Here is a 17,827-nt window from a genome sequence, read left to right as displayed (position 1 = left end):
CTTCAGGAGAAATCGGACGCCGCCTTGACGATAACCAGCGCGGGACCCCGTCACAACGCCGCCGTTCCACCCAGTGGCCCGTCCCGCCGGGGCGGCGGGACGGGCGGGCGGGTCCGGCTCAGCCGAACTGCTCGATGAACGGCGCCTTCTTGGTGGGCTCGGTCGCGGTGCCGGTGCTCACGACGGCGGCCGTGCCGGGGCGGGCGTCGGCGTCGGACGCCTGGACGGTGCCGGTGCGCGCCGGGCCCTCCAGGGTCGTCCAGGACGAGCCGTCGTAGTGCAGGTACCGGGTCTTGGTGCCGGTCGTGACCGGCAGCACGACCACGCCGCCCTGCCCGTCGGACGACATCCCGGCGCCGGTCGCGTTCAGCGGGAGGTCGACGGTCGTCCACGAGGTGCCGTCGTAGTGCTGGATCGCGTTGGTGATCTGGGCGTTCTGCCGGACGCGCAGCACGTGGACGTTCGTCGGCGAGTCGGCGACGATGCGGTACAGGGTGCCCTGGAAGCCGAGGGCGCCGAGCGAGCCGGGGACGTCGATCCGCTCCCAGGACGTCCCGTCGAAGTGCATGACCAGCCCGGTCGCGGACGTCCCGGACTCAGCGGTCGTCCCGGCGAGCCAGACGTCGTCGGCGGCGCGGACGTCCACGGCCGTGATCGACGAGGAGGGCGGCAGCGGGACCTGCGGGTCGACCCACGCGCTGCCGGTCCAGCGGAGGACGGCGCTCGGGCCGCCGTTGAACTGGTTGAGCCCGGCGATGGAGTAGGCGGCGCCGTCGGGGGCGGCGGACACGGCGTTCGGGAAGCCCACCAGCGGATAGGAGACCTGGCTCCACGCGGTGCCGTTCCAGTAGAGGCCGACCGTTCCACCCAGGTTGTATCCGATGACCCACGCCTTGGACGGCCCGGACACGGCCACATCGACGGGAGTGAAGCCGACCGGGCTCTGCTGGGCGGTCCAGCCGGAGCCCGTCCAGCGGACGATCTTGGCCTCCGGGCCGAAGAGGTTGCCGGCGGCGCCGACGGCCCAGCCGGCGCCCCCGGCGCCGAAGTCGACCCGGTCGAGCGAGCCGTTGTAGGCCGTCGCTCCGGTGGCCGCGTCCGTCCAGCCGGCGGCGTGCGCGGGGGCGGCCGCCGCGACCGTCCCGGCGGCGCAGGCCAGGGCGGTGGCGACCGCCAGTGCCGCGTTGCGTCTCATGGGCTTCCTTTCAAGATCACAGCAAGCCCGGGTCAGCGTACGCGATCACTTACTCGACGCCGAGAGAAACCCCGGCGCCCGGCCGGAACAGGCCGTCCCCGCACACGCGAAGCGCCCGGAACCGCGGTGGGTTCCGGGCGCCTCGGCACGGGAGGGGCGGTTACTCGCCCTTCCAGTTCGGCTTGCGCTTCTCGGCGAACGCCGCCGGGCCCTCCTGGGCGTCCTTGGAGGTGAAGACCGGCAGGGTGATCTCCTGCTGCTTCTTCCACGCCTCCTCGGTCGTCCAGTCCGCGGACTCGACGATGACCTTCTTGGTCGCCGCGAGCGCCAGCGGCGCGTTCTCGGCGACCTTGAGGGCCAGCTCCTTGGCCGCGGCGAGCGCGCCGCCGGACTCGGCGAGCCGGTTGACGAACCCGAGCTCGGCCATCCGCTCCGCCGGGTACTTGTCGCCGGTGAGGGCGATCTCCATGGCGATGTGGTACGGGATGCGCTGCGGCAGCCGCAGCAGCCCGCCGCCCGCCGCGACCAGGCCGCGCTTCGGCTCGGGCAGCCCGAACTGGGCGTCCCGGGCCGCGACGATCATGTCGCAGGACAGCGCGACCTCGCAGCCGCCGGCCAGCGCGTAGCCCTCGATCGCGGCGATCATCGGCTTGGCCGGCGGGCGCTCGGTGAGGCCCGCGAACCCGCGTCCCTCGACGACGGGGTTGTCGCCGGTCAGGAAGCCCTTCAGGTCCATCCCGGCGCAGAACGTCCCGCCCGCGCCGGTGAGGATGCCGATGGACAGGTCCTTGCGGGACTCCAGCTCCTCGACGGCCGCCGCGATGCCCCGCGCCACCTCGCCGTTGACCGCGTTGCGGGCCTCCGGGCGGTTGATGGTGATGACGAGGACGGCGCCGTCTTCCTCCGTCAGAACAGCGTCGGTCATTCAGTGCCTCACTTGGGCTGGAAGCGGATGCCGCCGTCGAAGCGGATCGTCTCGCCGTTCATGTAGTCGTTCTCGATCAGGGACTTGACGAGGTGCGCGAACTCCGACGCCTTGCCCATCCGCTTCGGGAACGGGACGGGCGCGGCGAGCTTGGCCTTGAACGCCTCGGCCTGCTCGCCGGAGCCGTAGATCGGGGTGTCGATGATGCCCGGGCAGATGGTGTTGACCCGGACGCCGATCGCGGCGAGGTCGCGGGCCGCCGGCAGCGTCATGCCGATGATGCCGCCCTTGGACGCGGAGTAGGCGATCTGCCCGGTCTGGCCCTCGAGGCCGGCGATGGACGCGGTGTTGATCACCACGCCGCGCAGGCCGTCGGCGTCGGCGGGCTCGGTCTTGGAGATGGCGGCGGCGCCGATCCGCATCAGGTTGAAGGTGCCGATCAGGTTGACCCGGATGACGGTCTCGTAGGAGGCCAGGTCGTGCGGGGAGCCGTCGCGGTTCACGGTCCGCGACGCCCAGCCGATCCCGGCGCTGTTGACGATGACGCGCAGCGGGGCGCCGGTGTCGACGGCGGCCTGGACGGCGGCCTGCACCTGCTCCTCGCTGGACACGTCGGTCTTGACGAAGACGCCGCCGACCTCGTCGGCGAGGGCCTTGCCCCTGTCCTCGTTCAGGTCGGCGACGACCACCTTGGCGCCTTCGGCGGCCAGCGCGCGGACGGTGGCCTCACCGAGGCCGCTCGCGCCACCGGATACGACGGCGGAAACTCCGTTCAGGTCCATAAGCGACACCTTACGTGAGGGACCGAATGTGGTTCGGGGTGATGCTATCCAGACGTCGGCGCGCGCTCCGCTCACACCCCGGCGGATCGCCGAGCGCGTTATTACTCACGGGTTACAATAGGGCCCGCGTTTGCTCAGCGCAGCTCCGGGCACCCGCGTCATGTGGACGGCGGGGTCGATCCCGGGAGGAACCGAGCATGAGCGAACGTCCGGCACAGAGCCAGTCCTACCCCGGCAGGACCGGGGAGATGGCACCCGAACCGCGCGACGAGATGCGCGACTACCTCGGCAGCGACCTGCTGCACGGGCGGCGCGCGCTGATCACCGGCGGCGACTCGGGGATCGGGCGCGCCACCGCGATCGCGTTCGCCAAGGAGGGCGCCGACGTCGCCATCACCTACCTGGAAGAGGACGACGACGCCCGGCACACCGCGAGCCTGGTCGAGGACGCGGGGCGGCGCTGCGTCATGCTCGGCGGCGACATGGCCGAGGAGCGGCACTGCCGGGAGGTCGTCGAGCACACCGTCAGGCAGCTCGGCGGACTGGACGTGCTCGTCCTGCACCACGGCACGCAGACGCCGGTGAAGGACGTCCGGGAGATCGACGGCGAGCAGCTGCGCCGGACGTTCGAGGTGAACGTGTTCGCGGTGTTCTGGACGATCCAGGAGGCCCTCGACCACATGGGGCCAGGCTCGTCCATCATCATCACCGGGTCCATCAACGGGCTGCGGGGCAACAAGACGCTCATCGACTACTCCGCCAGCAAGGGCGCGGTGATGTCGCTCACCGCGAGCCTCGCCCAGAACCTGATGGACCGCGAGATCCGCGTCAACTGCGTCGCGCCGGGCCCGGTGTGGACGCCGCTGATCCCGGCGACGTTCGACGCCGAGCGCGTGGAGTCCTTCGGTAAGAACGCGCCTATGGGGCGTGCCGCCGATCCCGATGAGATCGCGCCGTCCTACGTGTTCTTCGCTGCCAACCGCCAGTCGTCCTATTACACGGGGCAGACGCTCGTACCCGCCGGTGGGGAGATTCACCCGGGCTGATGGAGCTGCAACGTAGCGACCCTGGGGAACCCGGCTACGGACGGCGCAGAGCCGGCAAGGGCTTCGTATACCTGGGGCCTGACGGTCGTCCCCTGCAAGACCCCACTGAGAAGGCACGCATCCGATCGCTCGTCATACCGCCCGCCTGGAAGGACGTCTGGATCTGCCCAGAGCCGGACGGCCACATCCAAGCGATGGGCACCGACGCGGCAGGACGCCGCCAGTACCTCTACCACGAGGCATGGCGGGAGCAGCGCGACCAGGAGAAGCACGAGCACGTCCTGGAGCTGGCCGAGCGCCTGCCCAAGGTGCGGCACACGCTCGACGAGCACCTGACCGGGCGCGGCTACACCCGCGAGCGGGTGCTCGCCGCCGCCGTCCGGCTCATCGACCTCGGCTTCTTCCGCATCGGCGGCGAGTCGTACGCGGCGGAGAACGGCACGTTCGGGCTCGCGACCGTCCTGCGCGAGCACGTCACCTGCCGCCGCGACGAGGTGACGTTCGAGTACCCGGCCAAGGGCTCGAAGGACCTGTACCGCGCGGTCGCCGAGGAGAACGTGTGCAAGGTCGTCAGCGGCCTCAAGCGGCGCCCCGGCGACGACCCCGAGCTGCTCGCCTACCGGACGCGGGACGGCTGGCACGACGTCACCGCGTCCGACATCAACGACTTCGTCCGCGAGGTGACCGGCGGCGACTTCACCGCCAAGGACTTCCGCACCTGGCACGCCACCGTCCTCGCCGCGGTCGGCCTCGCGGTGTCGGTCCGCGCCGACGGCGGCGACGCCGCCCGCCGGCGCGCCATCGTCCGGGTCGTGAAGGAGGTCGCCGCCTACCTCGGCAACACCCCGGCCGTCGCGCGCGCCTCCTACATCGACCCGCGCGTCATCGAGCGCTACGAGGCCGGCGAGACGATCGCGCCCGCGCTCGGCCGGCTGGGCGTCGAGGCGTCGGTGGGCGAGCTGGCGACGCAGGGCCCGGTCGAGCAGGCCGTCCTCGACCTGCTGCGCCCGACCGCGTGACGGGGAGCGGTCGGACAGTGGGGCGGCGTCGGGCGGTGGGACGGCCGGGAGATCACTCCCCTCCACGCGATCTCGCGGCCGTCCCACCGGCCCGTCTCCCAGGGGCGAACGTCAGTCTCCTAGAGGCGAACGTCACCAGGCCGACACCCGTTCCCGGACGCGATGCGGATCCGCGGACTCAGGCGCCTCCAGGGAGTACACGGCGTAGGCGTGCTGCAGCACCGGCAGCGCCACGTTCCGCACCCGCATCCCGCCGGACGTGAGGCCCCGCTCCGTCCCCTTGTGCGCGTGGCCGTGCACGGCGAGGTCGACGCCCGCCGCGTCGATCGCCTCCCCCAGCAGGTAGCTGCCGAGGAACGGGTAGATCTCCAGCGGCTCCCCTTCGAGGGTGTCGGCGGACGGCGAGTAGTGCGTGAGCGCGACCGTGACGTCGGCGTCCAGCTCCGTGAGCGACAGGTGCAGCCGGTCGGCGAAGTCCTTGGTGTGCCGGATGAACGCCTTCATCTCCGGCTCGCCGAAGTCGCTGGCGCAGCGGCCCTCGAACCCGCCGCCGAACCCCTTGCCGCCCGCGATGCCGAGGGTCGTCCCGGTGCAGTCCAGCACCGTGCCGTCCCCTTCGAGGACGGTCACGCCCGCCTCCCGCAGGACGCCGGTGATCTCGTCCTCGGCGTCGGAGTGGTAGTCGTGGTTGCCGAGCACGGCGACCACCGGCAGCCCGAGGTCGCGCAGCACGCCGGCGGCGATCCGGCCCTCCTCGGCCGTGCCGTGCCGGGTCAGGTCGCCCGCGACCAGGAACACGTCCGCCTGGTCGGCGAGCGTGGCGAGGTGCGCCCGGTACTCCCCGGCCACCTCCGGCCCGACGTGCAGGTCCCCCGCGGCGGCGACACGGATCATGAGATCTGCTCCTCTCCGTCCGGCTCCGGCACCGCGACGACGTGCAGCTCGTTGCAGATTTCGCGGCCCTCGGCGGCCTCCCGCGCCGCCTCCTCGACGGCCCGGCGCCGCTCCTCGCTCACCACCTCGCCGCGCAGGTGCACGACGTCCCCGCGGACGTCCACCCGGATGCCGAGCTCGTACGCCTCCGCGGTGAGCCGCTCCTGGATGTGCGCGGCCAGGTATCCCGACATGTCGGCCATGGCCTGCCCCCTTCCGGTCACAGCGCCTCCCTCACAGCACGTCCTCCTCGATCACGTCCAGCCGGGCCAGCAGCGTCAGGAACGCGTACGCGTACGGCGACTCCGCGGTCTCCGCGGCGACCCGCCGCCAGTCCACCTGCTCCCGCAGCGCCCGGCCGACGTGCAGGAACCCGCTGAAGTCGCAGGCGGTCTCGGTGAACGCCAGCAGCCGCATGACCATCAGGTCGGTGGCCGGCAGGACCGGCATGAACACCGCGCCCACCGTCATCTCCGCGGCCCGGCCCAGCAGCTCGCCGTCCACCGGACGGCCGGACGGCGTGTGGATCAGGTCGATGACGTGCTCGCCGTCGTGGGCCTTCTCCAGCCAGTTCTCCGGGCTCTCCAGATGCGTCATGCCCGCGGCGGCGAGCGCGTCCAGCGCCGCCTGGACGTCCCGCTCCCGCAGCACGAAGTCGACGTCGTGCGTCGACACCGCCGCGCCGTGCGCGTACGCCGCGAAGCCGCCCGCGAGCGCGTACCCGACGCCGGCGTCGCGGAGGGCGGCCGCCGCGCGCTTCAGGGCGGTCAGCAGATCGTCCGCCACGCCGCCCAGGCCGGGCCCCGGTCCCGCGGTGCCGGACCCGCGCGTCGCGGCCTTCGGGTGCGTCTGCACGTCCCCCACGCGCTCCCCTGGTCGATTGCGCTCGCGGTGGCGGTACCCGGGGAGGCGCCGGTCATGCCTCTCCGGTCACCCTGCGGGGCGGTACCCGGCGGGCGGCGTGGGGGTCGTGCCCAGGCAGGTCGCGACGGGATCCTCGATCGAGCACCAGCCGGGCGCGCGCACCGGCACGTACCCGGACGGGACGCCCCGGTTCGCGATGATCGAGCGGTAGGCGGGAACGGCGTCGGTCGGACGGCGCGCCAGGGTCGGGTCAGTCAGCGCGTCCACCGTGTAGAGGCCGAACCGTGGCCGGTAACTGCCCCACTCGTAGTTGTCGGTGAGGCTCCAGTAGTTGTAGCCCATCATCTTCACGCCGTCGGCCATCGCGCGCTGGATCCAGTAGATGTGGTCGCGGAGATGGTCCGTGCGCGTGTAGCCGTCCGGGCGCGGCTTGCCGTCGTCGGTCGGCATGCCGCTCTCGACCACGTAGACCGGTAGGTGCGGTAGGCGGCGCTGGTAGTTCTTCAGGACGTAGTACAGCCCCTCCGGTTCTGGGTCGATCTTCCAGAACTCGCCGGTGAGCGAGTACACCGCGGTGAGGTTCTGCAGGTTCGCGCCGTAGTAGTAGTCGATGCCGATGAAGTCGAGCTTGTCGGTGACGTCGTTGAACATGGCCGCGTCGAAGATGCCGTTGAGGGCCGTCCCGTAGGCGACGTTGCTCGACACCAGGGCGCCCGGGTCGACCGTGTGGATCATGTCGTACGCGGCCCGGTGCGTCTTGATGAGGGCGTCGCGCATCTTCAGCATCTGCCCGAGGTCCATCGGGCGGGTGGTGAGCTCCTTGTAGATGTAGGCGCTGGCCTCGTTGAAGGTGATCCAGATGACGCCCTGGCCCTTGTAGCGGTCGACGACGTAGCGGGCGTTGCGGAGCCAGTCGTCCCGCGTGCGGGGGTCGTCCCAGGCGCCCTGGTCGGCGACCCAGCCGGGATACACCCAGTGGTCGAGGGTGAGCATGGGCCGCATGCCGTTCGCCTTGATGCGGCGGATGAGGTCGTCGTAGTAGGCGAGCGCCTTCAGGTCGCGGTGGCCGCGGCGCGGTTCTACGCGGGCCCACTCGATGGACGTCCGGAAGACGTTCACACCGAGGCCCTTGGCGAGCTTCAGGTCGGACGGGTAGCGGTGCAGGAAGTCGACGGAGTCGCCGTAGGGGTCGGTGACGCCCGGCGCCTTGCGGTCGGCATAGCGCGTCCAGTTGCTGTCGGGGAAGTGCCCCTCGCTCTGGAAGCCGGACGTGGACACGCCCCAGAGGAAGCCGGGCGGGAACTTCGCGGTCGGTGGACCGCCGTCGGCGAGGGCCGGCGGCGCCACCACGAGCCCGACGACCAGGACGAGACCTGACACCACACGGCCGAACACAGGGCTCCCTTCGCCGGGCGGAACCTGCCCTCTCCTTCGGACTACAGGCGGCCGGATCCGGTCCGTCAAGCCCTCGGCCGGGCCGGATCCGGTGCTCGCGTCCGTCCGCAACCGGCCACCCCGCCCCGCCGCGTCCGGCGACCGAAAGGAGACATGAACCACATTTACCGATACGTGATACACGCCACAGGCCATTACGGAGCGTCAAGGGGTTTTCCACAGAACGACATTCCACTTACCGGGCGGCGCGCGGCGGGCCACCATGAAATGGATCTTCTTTCCGAGAAAGGTGACCTAGTTCACACTTCCCCCATGGTGCTCGAAATCAGCGCAGGCCACGACAGGGGCGACCGCCCCTTTCCCGGCGCCCGCCCCCATCGGAATGACCGGAGTGATTTGCCATGCCGACCCGACTCTGCATACGTTCCTGCCGGTTCATGCGGCACTGCAGCCGCCCGGATAACAGAACACGCACCCGACGCGCGGCTCGCGGCCTGCACGGCCGCCTCCACGGGCCGGGCCCGGCCCCCCAGGCCGTCCGCCCGCGGACCCACCGCTCGAAAGCCGCCGTCGGAAGCCGAATCCGTGCAGACGAGAGGCACGGAACCGGAAGCGGCCACCGTTTCCCGCGTCCCGCCGAATGGACGCGGCGGAATGGCCGCGGCATCCCGACCCGCAAGGAAACCCCTCGCGGTGACGGCTGCCCGGTAGGCATCACCCGCGAGATCTGGAGTCATTCTGCATACCCCCCGAAACCCCCTGAAGACCGGAATCACCACCGGCGGGCTCGCGCTCACCGCGACCGCGGCGCTCGGCGCGTCCGTCCTCACGGCCGGTCCCGCCGAGGCGGCGGCACCGCCGCGGCAGGCCGCGGTCGTGACCACGGCCGCGAAGGTCTCCGCACAGCAGTCCCGCGCCGCCAAGCAGCGGCAGCGCGCGGCCTACGCCGTGAACTACGCGGTGAAGCAGATCGGCGACCCCTACCGCTACGGCGGCACGGGCCCCGGCTCCTGGGACTGCTCCGGCCTCGCCGGCGGCGCCTGGCGCAAGGCGGGCGTGAAACTGCCCCGCACCAGCCAGCAGATCTACCGCTCCGTCAAGAAGAAGGTCTCCTGGAAGGGCGCCGTGAAGGGCGACCTGCTGTTCTTCTACAGCGGCCGCACCCACATGGGCGTCTACGCGGGCCACGGCTACATGATCCACGCGCCCAGCTCCGGCAAGCGCGTCAAGAAGATCAAGCTGACCAAGTACTACAAGCGCAACTTCTCCGGCGCCGTCCGCCCGGGCCTCTAGCCCAGGCCGGCCCCGGCACCGCCAGGCCCCGCAGGAGTCGCGACGTCCCCCGCGCGCGCCGTGCGGGGCCTCCGGCGGTCAGGCCCTCGCCAGAGGGCTCAGCCAAGGGCGGGGTAGTCGGTGTAGCCGCGCCGGTCGCCCCCGTAGAAGGTCGAGCGGTCGGCCTCGTTGTAGGGGCCGCCGGCCGCGATGCGGGCGGGCAGGTCGGGGTTGGCGAGCCACAGCTCGCCGAACGCGATCGCGTCCGCCACGCCCTCCCGCAGCGCCTCGGCGCCCTCCTCCGGCCGCGCGGGGAACGACTCCGGCGTCGGATGCGGGTTCAGGATCAGCGTCCCCGGCCACTCGGCCCGGATGCGGCGGGTCATGTCGCGGTTCAGCTCCTCCATGACGTGCAGGTACGCGAGGCCCAGCGAGGCGAGCCGGGCGACGAGGGCCGAGTACAGCTCCGGCGTGTCGCTCTCGCTGACGCCGCCCGACGTGCCGCCCGGCGACACCCGGAGCCCGACCCGCTCCGGGCCGATCGCGTCCGCCGCCGCCCGCACGGCCTCGACCGCGAACCGGATCCGGTTCTCGACCGTCCCGCCGTAGGCGTCGGTCCGGACGTTGCTCCCGTCGGCGAGGAACTGCTGGATCAGGTAGCCGTTCGCGCCGTGCAGCTCGACCCCGTCGAACCCGGCCGCGACCGCGTTGCGCGCGGCGGCGGCGAACTCCTCGACGGCCCGGCCGATGTCGTCCAGCGTCATCTCCCGCGGGACGGGGTGGTCGAGCATCCCGTCCGGCGTGTAGAGCTGGTCCCCGCTCGCGATCGGCGACGGCCCCAGCGGCAGCCCGCCGTCCGGGTACAGGACGGGGTGGCCGACACGCCCGGAGTGCATCAGCTGGGCGAAGATCGTCCCGCCCTCCTCGTGCACGGCGCCGGTCACCGCCCGCCACGCCGCCACCTGCTCGTCGGAGTGCAGGCCCGGCGTCAGGATGTACCCCTGCCCCCGGACGCTCGGCTGCGTCCCCTCGGTGATGATCAGCCCGGCGCCCGCGCGCTGCCGGTAGTACTCGGCGGTCAGCCCGGTGACGGTGCCGTCCGCGCCGGCGCGGCTGCGGGTCATCGGCGCCATCACGAGGCGGTTGCGCAGCTCCAGCTTCCCGGCCGACAGCGGCTCGAACAGTTCCCGCACGATGTCCTCCTCGGTTCGTTATCGCTGATCACGAACGTACGAACCGCCGGATACGGGGTGCATCCGTAGGCTTTCGGTATTCGGGCCCGTAGTTTGGACGCGTGCTCTACGGGCGGAACGACGAACAGGCGCGGCTCTCCGCGCTCCTCGACGGGGCGCGCGACCACCGGCGCAGCGCCGCGCTCGTCCTGCGCGGCGAGGCGGGCATCGGCAAGTCGGCGCTGCTCGCGGAGGCCGCCGCCGGGATGCCGCGGGTGCTGCGGGCGACCGGGGTCGAGGCGGAGTCCGGCATCGCGTTCGCCGGCCTGCACCAGCTGCTGTGGCCCGTCCGCGACCGGCTGGACGGCCTCCCGCCGGCCCCGGCCGCCGCGCTGCGGTCCGCGCTCCGCGAGACGTCCGCCGAACCGAGCCGCTTCGCCACCGGCCTCGCCGTGCTCACCCTGCTCGCCGACCTCGCCGAGGACGGCCTCGTGCTGTGCGTCGCCGACGACGCGCACTGGCTCGACACCGCGACCGTCGAGGCGCTGCTGTTCGCCGCGCGGCGGCTCGCGGCCGAGGGCGTCGTCATGCTGTTCGCCGCCCGCGACGACGCCTTCACCGGCACCGGCCTGCCCGAGCTGCGGCTCGGCCGGCTCGCCCGGGACGACGCCGAACGGCTGATCGCGCCGCGCGGGCTGACCCCGGTCGTCCGGGAGCGGGTGCTGCGGGAGGCGGCCGGCAACCCGCTCGCGCTGCACGAGTTCGCCGCCGCCGACGAGCGTCCCCCCGAGACCACGCCCCTGCGCGTCGCCGACCGCGTCCTCGCCTCGTTCCAGGACCAGATCGCCCGGCTGCCGGAGGGGACCCGGCAGATGCTGCTGATCGCGGCGGCGGAGGGCCGCGGCCACATGCCGAGCCTGCTCGCGGCGGCCGGCACGTTCGGCACCGGCCTCGCCGACCTGGAGGCGGCCGAGCGCGCCCGGCTCGTCGCGGTCACCGGGCGCAGCATCGTGTTCCGGCACCCGCTGATCCGGGCGGCCGCGTACCAGGGCGCGACGGCGGCGCGGCGCGTCGCCGCGCACCGGGCGCTCGCCGAGTCCGCCACCGACCTCGACTGCCGGGCGCGGCACCGCGCGTCCGCCGCGCTGGCCCCGGACGAGGACGTCGCCGCCGACCTCCAGGAGGCCGCCGAGCGCGCCCGCGTCCGCGCCGGGCACGCGACGGCGGCGGCGCTCTACCGGCAGGCCGCCGACCTCACCCCCGGCCGGTCGGCCCGCGCGGCGCGGTTCGGCGCCGCCGCCGCGCTCACCCTCCAGGCGGGCCGGCTGGACGAGGCCGACGACCTCGCCGTCCACGCCGAGAAGCTCGGCGCCGCCGACCTGGCCGCGCTCGCCCGCGTGCACGCCGCCGTCGAGTACGAGCGCGGCGACCCGCGCGCCGCGGCCCGCATGATGGTCGACCGCGCCGCCGGCGACGAGCGCGCGGAGATGCTGCGCACCGGCGCCGTGTACGGGTGGACGTCCGGCGAGCTGCACGCCGTCCGGCGCGCGTCCGAGCTGCTGCCCGGCGACCGGATGCTGCGCGGCCTCGCGCTGCTCGCGGACGGCGACTACGCGGGCGGCCTGCCGCCGCTCGCCGACGAGGTCACCGCGATACGCGACGGCGCCGGCGACCGGCTCCGCGGCGCCCAGCTCGCGCTGATCGCCGGCGCGGACGCGGCGGCGCTGGAACTGGCCGCCGCCGAGGCCGCGCACTGCCGCCGGCACGGCCTGGTCGGCGAACTGCCGGGCGTCCTGCAGATCCGCGCGCAGACGCAGATCGCGGCGGGCCGCCACGCGGACGCGGAGGCCACCGTCGCCGAGGCGGTCGCGCTGGCCCGCGACACCGGCCGCCCGCACCGCGAGGGCCGCCTCGGCGCGGTCCTCGCCCGGATCGCGGCGATCGAGGGCGACAAGGCCCGCCTCCACGAGCTGACCGCGTCCGCCCCGCCGGGCCTGGCCGACGCCGCGCTCGCCCTCCTCGACCTCGGCCTGGGCCGCTACGACGACGCGCTGCGGCGCCTCGACGAGATCGCGAACGGCCCGCACCGCCACGCCGACGTCCTGTCCGCCGCCGACCAGGTGGAGGCCGCCGTACGCGCGGGCGAGACCACCGCCGCGCAGGCAGCCCTCACCCGCTTCCGCACGTGGGCCGAGGCGAGCAAGCAGCCGTGGGCTCTCGCCGTGGCCCTGCACTGCGAGGCCCTGGTGACCGACAGCGAAGAACTGTACGTCGAGGCGATCCGGCTACATGAGCAGTCGTCGCGGCCGTTCGAGCGGGCCCGCACAGAACTCCTCTACGGCGAGCACCTGCGCCGCGCCCGCCGCCGCTCCGACGCACGCGTCCCGCTCCGCTCGGCGGCGTCCATCTTCGAACGCCTACACGCCACCCCCTGGCTGGACCGCGCGCGCGCCGAACTACGTGCCACCGGCGAATCCGGCACCGCCACCCCGACCGCCCCGGACCTCCTCGACCGCCTCACCCCGCAGGAACTCCAAGTAGTCCGCCTGGCGGCCGCAGGCACCAGCAGCCGGGAGATCGCCACCCAGCTCTTCCTGAGCCCACGCACGGTCGAGTACCACCTCTACAAGGCGTACCCGAAGCTCGGCATCTCGTCCCGCAAGGAACTCTCCCACCTGACCCTGGAGCCCGCCTGAACCCCACCGCCTCCCTACAGAGCCTCCAAGCCCTCGCCCTAGGCGACGCCTTGGGCTCCCAGTTCTTCGTACCCGCAAACCGCCCGGCCTTCGAGACGCAGACACTTCCCCCTGCCCCATGGCAATGGACGGACGACACCGAGATGGCCGCCTCCATCCACCTCGTCCTCACCCGCCATGGCTCCATCGACCAGGACGCTCTAGCGCAGAGCTTCGCCGAGCACCACGACTTCGACCGCGGCTATGGCCCGTCCACAGGGCGCCTACTGCGGCTCATCCGGGAGGGCGGCGACTGGCGCATCCTCGCAAGAGAACCGTTCGGCGGCACCGGCTCCTGGGGAAACGGCGCCGCCATGCGCGTCGCGCCCCTGGGCGCATGGTTCGTCGGCGACCCCGCTGAGGCGGCCCGCCAAGCCGTGCTCTCGGCCGAGGTCACACACCCCCACCCCGAGGCAGTAGCGGGCGCCATCGCCGTGGCCGTCGCCGCGTCCATCGCGCCGACCGACCCACCGCCGGGCAGGTTCATCGACGATGATCCTCCGGCACGTCCCGCCCGGGACGGTTCGCAAGGGCATCGAAGAGGCTCGCCGTCTGCTCACCCTCGGCGACCCGTCGACCGCGGCCGCCGTCCTCGGCAATGGCCGGCAGGTCGCCGCACATGACACGGTGCCGTTCACCCTCTGGGCCGCCGCGAAGCACCTGGGCAACTTCAAGGGCGCGTTCTGGACGACGGCCGCCGCCGGTGGGGACATCGACACGACCTGCGCGATCGTCGGCGGCATCATCGGAACGGCCCCCGCCGACTGGCTCGCCCACTGCGAACCACTACCGCCATGGGCGCTATGACAACAGGGTCCGCTTGAGGAAGGCTTCCGTAAGCCGCCACGCCCTCTCAGCAGGCTCAGGCTGGTAGAACATCGGCGCCTTGCGGTTGTGGAACGCGTGCCCACCGTCCTCCTGGACGTGGATCTCGACGTTCTCCCGCCCCTCTGCGGCGCGCTCCACCTTCGCGACGTCCTCCCTGGGGATGTAGGCGTCGTCCCCACCGAAGTGGAACTGCACAGGGGCCTGTATGGCATCGAGCTGGTCCAGAGCCCCAGGCACACCCGAGCCGTAGAACGACACAAGGGAATCGACCTCCGCCTGAGCACCCAGCAGATAGGCGAGCGTCCCGCCGAAGCAGAACCCCAGAACGCCGACCTTGCCGACGCCTGGCAGGCCCTTGAGGACGTCCAGCGCGGCCTTAGCGTCCGCTACGCCCTTCTCCCAGTCGAACTGGGAGACCATCGACATCCCCTTGGGGAGGGCCTCCTCGTTGTGGACCGTCGTCCAATTCGGCTCGATGCGCCAGAACATGTCGGGGGCCACCACCACGAACCCGAGCGCCACCAGGTCCTCGGCGACGGCCTCCATGTACTCGCCCACGCCGAAGATCTCCTGGACGAGCAGAATCCCCGGACCGCGCTCTCCCCACATCCGCAGGTCGAACTCACCGTCCGCAACAACGACCTTCTCCGTCATGTCACCCGATGATGGCGTAAACCGCACTCGCATGGGCGACGGTCACCGAATCGACCGCCATGTCGATCTCCGCGAACGCCATCGTCCGCCCGAGCTTCGACAGCTCCGCCCGCACCAGCACGTCCTTCCCCTTCACGGCCCGCTGGAACGTCGTGCTGAGCTGCACGGTCGTCATCGGCACGAACCCGCCCTTGGCACCCGAGACGGCCAGCACCACCGCCGTGTCGGCCGCCGCCATCAGCGCCTGCCCGGACAGCGCGCCGCCCTCCCGCGCCAGCCGCTCCGACCACGGCAGCCGCAGCACCGCCGTCCCGTCCCCCACCTCCTCCGGTACGAGGCCGAGGTCCAGCACCCACGGCGCGAAATTGTCACGCAGGATCTCTTCGGGCTTCACCGTCATCCCGACATGATGCACGCTGAGGACATGCACGAGGAGATCTTCCTGCCCGCGACGTACGCCGCCGGGGTCCCTTACGCCGCCTTCGCCCGCCTGCGCCGCGAATCGCCGGTCGTCCGGATCCCCGAACCCGCCGTCGGCCCCTGGCCCGCCGGCCCCGGCTACTGGGCGGTCTTCCGGCACGCCGACGTCAAGCACGTCCTGCGCTCCCCGGACCTCTTCTCGTCCAACCTCGGCGCCACCCAGATCCGCGACCCCGACACGCCCGAGGACCTCGCGTTCGTCCGCGCGATGATGCTCAACCAGGACCCGCCCGACCACTCCCGCCTGCGCCGCATCGTCGCCGCCGCCTTCACCCCCCGCGCCGTCCGCGCCCTGGAGGAGACGATCGAGGCCCGCGCCCGCGCCCTCGTCGCCTCCGCCCTCGGCGAGGACACCGACTTCGTCGAACTCGCCGCCGACCTCCCCGTCTGGACGCTCGCCCACATCATGGGCGTCCCCGACTCCGACCGCCGGCTCCTCTACGACTGGGCGTCCCGCGTCATCGGCTACCAGGACGACGAGTACGCCGGCCTCTCCACCGCCGACGCGGCCACGATGACGCCGATGGCCCACAAGGCGATGCACTACCGCCCGACCACCACCACCCACCCGGACGGCCGTCCCATCAACCCGCGCTCCTACACGGCCCTCGCCGACATGTTCGCCTACGCCCACGCCCTCGCCGCCGAGAAGCGCTCGAACCCGTCCGGCGACATCATGTCCCGCATGCTGGAGGGCGGCCTCACCACCCACGAGTTCGAGAACATGTTCTTCCTCTTCGCCGTCGCCGGGAACGAGACCCTCCGCAACGGCATCCCCGGCGGCCTCCTCACCCTCCTGGAACACCCCGCCGAACTGGCCCGCCTCCGCGCCGACCCCGCCCTCCTCCCGTCCGCCGTCGAGGAGATGCTCCGCTACTGGCCCCCTGTGATGGACTTCCGCCGCACCGCCACGACATCTATCACCCTCTCCGGCCAGAAGATCGACGCGGGCGACAAGGTGGTCGTCTACCACGCCTCCGCCAACCGGGACGAAACCGTCTTCCCGTCCCCCGACCGCTTCGACATCGCCCGCACCCCCAACGACCACGTCAGCTTCGGCTTCGGCCCCCACTTCTGCCTGGGCGCCCACCTGGCCCGCACCCAGATGCGCGCCCTCTTCCGCGAACTCCTCCCCCACGGCGTCACCCTCACCGGCACCCCCGTCCGCCTGGCCTCCAACTTCCAGAACGGCCTGAAGCACCTCCCCGTCCACCTGTCCCCCACCCCGTAACCCCGTCGCGAACCCCCCGCCGATCTCGGTACGCTTGCGGGACGGGTCGCTAGCTCAATTGGCAGAGCTCCGGACTTTTAATCCGTAGGTTGTGGGTTCGAGTCCCACGCGACCCACCACCCCTGACCAGGGCAAACACGCTCTACGCCGTGCGTGGCTGATCATGCCTGGGGCCGGGCTGGGGCCGCCCTGGGGCCCGTCATACTCCCCAGCCAAGCCCAACACCCCCGCGTCCGCCCAATCCTGACGGGGCAAGGCCGCATTCCCGCGCCGAGCCGCTCGCAGCCGCCGCGTCTCCGGTATGCGGTGGCCGAGTACGAGCAGCAGATGGCGCAGCGGAGCATACGGGGCACGGGCGAGGGCGAAGTCAACGGGATCAGCACCGATCCGGCCTTTTGAGACCCTGCGTTCTGGACAAGCAGGGCGTTGTCACCGAGGACGTCGTGAGGTCTCCGGCTCGTCTCCAGCGTCGCGGCGCCGGGTCCGTCGTTGGTCAGAATTAGAGTCCTCGCATGAACCTGGTGAATCCTGGCGTGTTCCATCGCGTGGGGTCGGTTCGAGGCGTGGCGGGGCACTCGAAGGTGAGCCGGTCATGTTGATCCTCAACGCCTCCATGGGGCAGTCGCGCTACTTCAACATGTCGTGGCCGCTGGCAGAACGGCTGCTCGACGAAGTGGCAGAGAACCGGCCGGATATCGGGCTTCCCGAGCCGGAGCCCATCGGCGACGGCGGCGTGCCAGCACACATCCTGGCAGCGACCGTGGACCTCACTGCGGCGACCTTGCCCTACGGCGGCACCCAAGCCTCCTTCACGCTGCATGCCCCGCACCGGGGCCCGCGCTGGGACCGGTGCGACAGCATCCTGGACGTCACGATCAACGCCAGAACCGGCTACGGCGCTGTGCGGTGGATGGTCTGCGCCGACACCGTGGTGCCGATCGATCCCGAGATCGCCCAGCACCTGTGGCTGTCGGACAACCCCGATCCGCCCCGCACCGATCCCAGCGTCTTCGCCGACCCATGGCTGCCCAGCTACCACCACCCCAACAGCACCCTGCCGGTCGCCCAGATCCGCGCCGCCGTCGCGGAGTTCTGCCATGCCCGCACCGGGCAGCGCCCCGCCTGCATCGACTGGACCCCGGGCGAATGGGCCGGCCACCGCCCCGACATGCCCCGGCTCGTACGCACGGCCGTCGACCCCGTCGACCCCGTCGGCTGCGAGGACCCATGGGCCGCACGCTCCGATCCCGAGCGCCCCTCCCAGCCCACCGGATAGGTCTCTTCACCTCGTCAGTC

Annotated in this window: 17 protein-coding genes, 1 tRNA gene and 1 pseudogene; 9 read left to right on the top strand and 10 right to left on the bottom strand. The window is 72.2% G+C overall.

Annotated features, from left to right (window positions below; all coding sequences use genetic code 11):
- Nucleotides 1-118: 118 nt before the first annotated feature.
- The 3 genes from ACGFI1_RS19350 to ACGFI1_RS19340 all read right to left on the bottom strand — a co-directional run bounded on the left by ACGFI1_RS19350 (nt 119) and on the right by ACGFI1_RS19340 (nt 2,902).
- Nucleotides 119-1,195, bottom strand: a complete 1,077-nt coding sequence (locus ACGFI1_RS19350; RefSeq protein WP_392786788.1) for a hypothetical protein — start codon at nt 1,193-1,195, stop codon at nt 119-121.
- A gap of 160 nt (nt 1,196-1,355) precedes the next feature.
- Entirely contained in the window at nt 1,356-2,120 is a 765-nt protein-coding gene (locus ACGFI1_RS19345) for a crotonase/enoyl-CoA hydratase family protein (RefSeq protein ID WP_138641444.1), read from the bottom strand.
- Nucleotides 2,121-2,128: 8 nt separating this feature from the next.
- Nucleotides 2,129-2,902 carry an SDR family NAD(P)-dependent oxidoreductase gene (locus ACGFI1_RS19340; RefSeq protein WP_176194724.1) on the bottom strand — a complete coding sequence of 258 codons (774 nt, stop codon included), beginning with the start codon at nt 2,900-2,902 and terminating at the stop codon, nt 2,129-2,131.
- 197 nt (nt 2,903-3,099) lie between these two features.
- Here ACGFI1_RS19340 and ACGFI1_RS19335 point away from each other — a divergent pair, with 197 nt between their 5' ends.
- Nucleotides 3,100-3,948: an SDR family oxidoreductase gene (locus ACGFI1_RS19335; RefSeq protein ID WP_138641442.1), complete on the top strand. Its 849-nt coding sequence runs from the start codon at nt 3,100-3,102 to the stop codon at nt 3,946-3,948.
- The gene (locus tag ACGFI1_RS19330) at nt 3,948-4,967 is read left to right on the top strand and encodes a DNA topoisomerase IB (RefSeq protein WP_138641441.1); all 1,020 of its coding nucleotides are present in this window, start codon (nt 3,948-3,950) and stop codon (nt 4,965-4,967) included. Before ACGFI1_RS19335 ends, ACGFI1_RS19330 begins: the two co-directional genes overlap by 1 nt.
- Nucleotides 4,968-5,099: 132 nt before the next feature.
- Here the strand turns inward: ACGFI1_RS19330 and ACGFI1_RS19325 are convergent, their stop codons facing one another.
- The 4 genes from ACGFI1_RS19325 to ACGFI1_RS19310 all read right to left on the bottom strand — a co-directional run bounded on the left by ACGFI1_RS19325 (nt 5,100) and on the right by ACGFI1_RS19310 (nt 8,159).
- Nucleotides 5,100-5,861: a metallophosphoesterase family protein gene (locus ACGFI1_RS19325; RefSeq protein WP_392786785.1), complete on the bottom strand. Its 762-nt coding sequence runs from the start codon at nt 5,859-5,861 to the stop codon at nt 5,100-5,102.
- Entirely contained in the window at nt 5,858-6,124 is a 267-nt protein-coding gene (locus tag ACGFI1_RS19320; RefSeq protein WP_392786782.1) for a BON domain-containing protein, read from the bottom strand. Before ACGFI1_RS19320 ends, ACGFI1_RS19325 begins: the two co-directional genes overlap by 4 nt.
- A 10-nt stretch (nt 6,125-6,134) precedes the next feature.
- On the bottom strand, nt 6,135-6,764 hold the full coding sequence (locus ACGFI1_RS19315; RefSeq protein WP_386870660.1) for a hypothetical protein: 630 nt from the start codon (nt 6,762-6,764) through the stop codon (nt 6,135-6,137).
- Between the two features lie 66 nt (nt 6,765-6,830).
- Complete coding sequence (locus ACGFI1_RS19310) at nt 6,831-8,159, bottom strand: family 1 glycosylhydrolase (RefSeq protein ID WP_392786781.1); 1,329 nt, start codon at nt 8,157-8,159, stop codon at nt 6,831-6,833.
- A gap of 876 nt (nt 8,160-9,035) precedes the next feature.
- On the opposite strand from ACGFI1_RS19310, the gene ACGFI1_RS19305 reads away from it, so the two are divergent.
- On the top strand, nt 9,036-9,452 hold the full coding sequence (locus tag ACGFI1_RS19305) for a C40 family peptidase (RefSeq protein WP_392786779.1): 417 nt from the start codon (nt 9,036-9,038) through the stop codon (nt 9,450-9,452).
- A gap of 98 nt (nt 9,453-9,550) precedes the next feature.
- Here ACGFI1_RS19305 and ACGFI1_RS19300 read toward each other — a convergent pair whose 3' ends face one another.
- A complete protein-coding gene (locus ACGFI1_RS19300) occupies nt 9,551-10,624 on the bottom strand; it encodes an alkene reductase (protein ID WP_392786776.1) in 1,074 nt (357 codons plus the stop codon).
- 101 nt (nt 10,625-10,725) lie between these two features.
- Here ACGFI1_RS19300 and ACGFI1_RS19295 point away from each other — a divergent pair, with 101 nt between their 5' ends.
- The 3 genes and pseudogenes from ACGFI1_RS19295 (at nt 10,726) to ACGFI1_RS19285 (ending at nt 14,145) form a co-directional block, all read left to right on the top strand.
- Complete coding sequence (locus ACGFI1_RS19295) at nt 10,726-13,299, top strand: helix-turn-helix transcriptional regulator (RefSeq protein WP_392786774.1); 2,574 nt, start codon at nt 10,726-10,728, stop codon at nt 13,297-13,299.
- A gap of 50 nt (nt 13,300-13,349) precedes the next feature.
- A pseudogene (locus ACGFI1_RS19290) lies at nt 13,350-13,772 on the top strand (ADP-ribosylglycohydrolase family protein); the annotation flags it as partial.
- A 58-nt stretch (nt 13,773-13,830) separates the two neighbouring features.
- Entirely contained in the window at nt 13,831-14,145 is a 315-nt protein-coding gene (locus ACGFI1_RS19285) for an ADP-ribosylglycohydrolase family protein (RefSeq protein ID WP_392786771.1), read from the top strand.
- On the opposite strand, the gene ACGFI1_RS19280 is transcribed toward ACGFI1_RS19285, so the two are convergent.
- On the bottom strand, nt 14,140-14,820 hold the full coding sequence (locus tag ACGFI1_RS19280; protein WP_392786769.1) for a dienelactone hydrolase family protein: 681 nt from the start codon (nt 14,818-14,820) through the stop codon (nt 14,140-14,142). The two genes, ACGFI1_RS19285 and ACGFI1_RS19280, sit on opposite strands and share 6 nt — an antisense overlap.
- A 1-nt stretch (nt 14,821) precedes the next feature.
- Complete coding sequence (locus ACGFI1_RS19275) at nt 14,822-15,220, bottom strand: PaaI family thioesterase (RefSeq protein WP_176194714.1); 399 nt, start codon at nt 15,218-15,220, stop codon at nt 14,822-14,824.
- A gap of 6 nt (nt 15,221-15,226) precedes the next feature.
- On the opposite strand from ACGFI1_RS19275, the gene ACGFI1_RS19270 reads away from it, so the two are divergent.
- The 3 genes from ACGFI1_RS19270 (at nt 15,227) to ACGFI1_RS19260 (ending at nt 17,807) form a co-directional block, all read left to right on the top strand.
- Nucleotides 15,227-16,531: a cytochrome P450 gene (locus tag ACGFI1_RS19270; protein ID WP_392786767.1), complete on the top strand. Its 1,305-nt coding sequence runs from the start codon at nt 15,227-15,229 to the stop codon at nt 16,529-16,531.
- A 43-nt stretch (nt 16,532-16,574) separates the two neighbouring features.
- Nucleotides 16,575-16,650, top strand: a tRNA-Lys gene (locus tag ACGFI1_RS19265).
- Between the two features lie 473 nt (nt 16,651-17,123).
- Nucleotides 17,124-17,807 (top strand): Imm1 family immunity protein, encoded by a 684-nt coding sequence (locus tag ACGFI1_RS19260; RefSeq protein WP_392786765.1) that lies wholly within the window; start codon nt 17,124-17,126, stop codon nt 17,805-17,807.
- Nucleotides 17,808-17,827: the final 20 nt, after the last annotated feature.

Source organism: Actinomadura geliboluensis, assembly GCF_043197915.1.
Classification (GTDB): Bacteria; Actinomycetota; Actinomycetes; order Streptosporangiales; family Streptosporangiaceae; genus Spirillospora; species Spirillospora geliboluensis.
The sequence above is the reverse complement of the archived record's forward strand: the minus strand, read 5'-3'. Positions and strand labels throughout refer to the sequence as shown.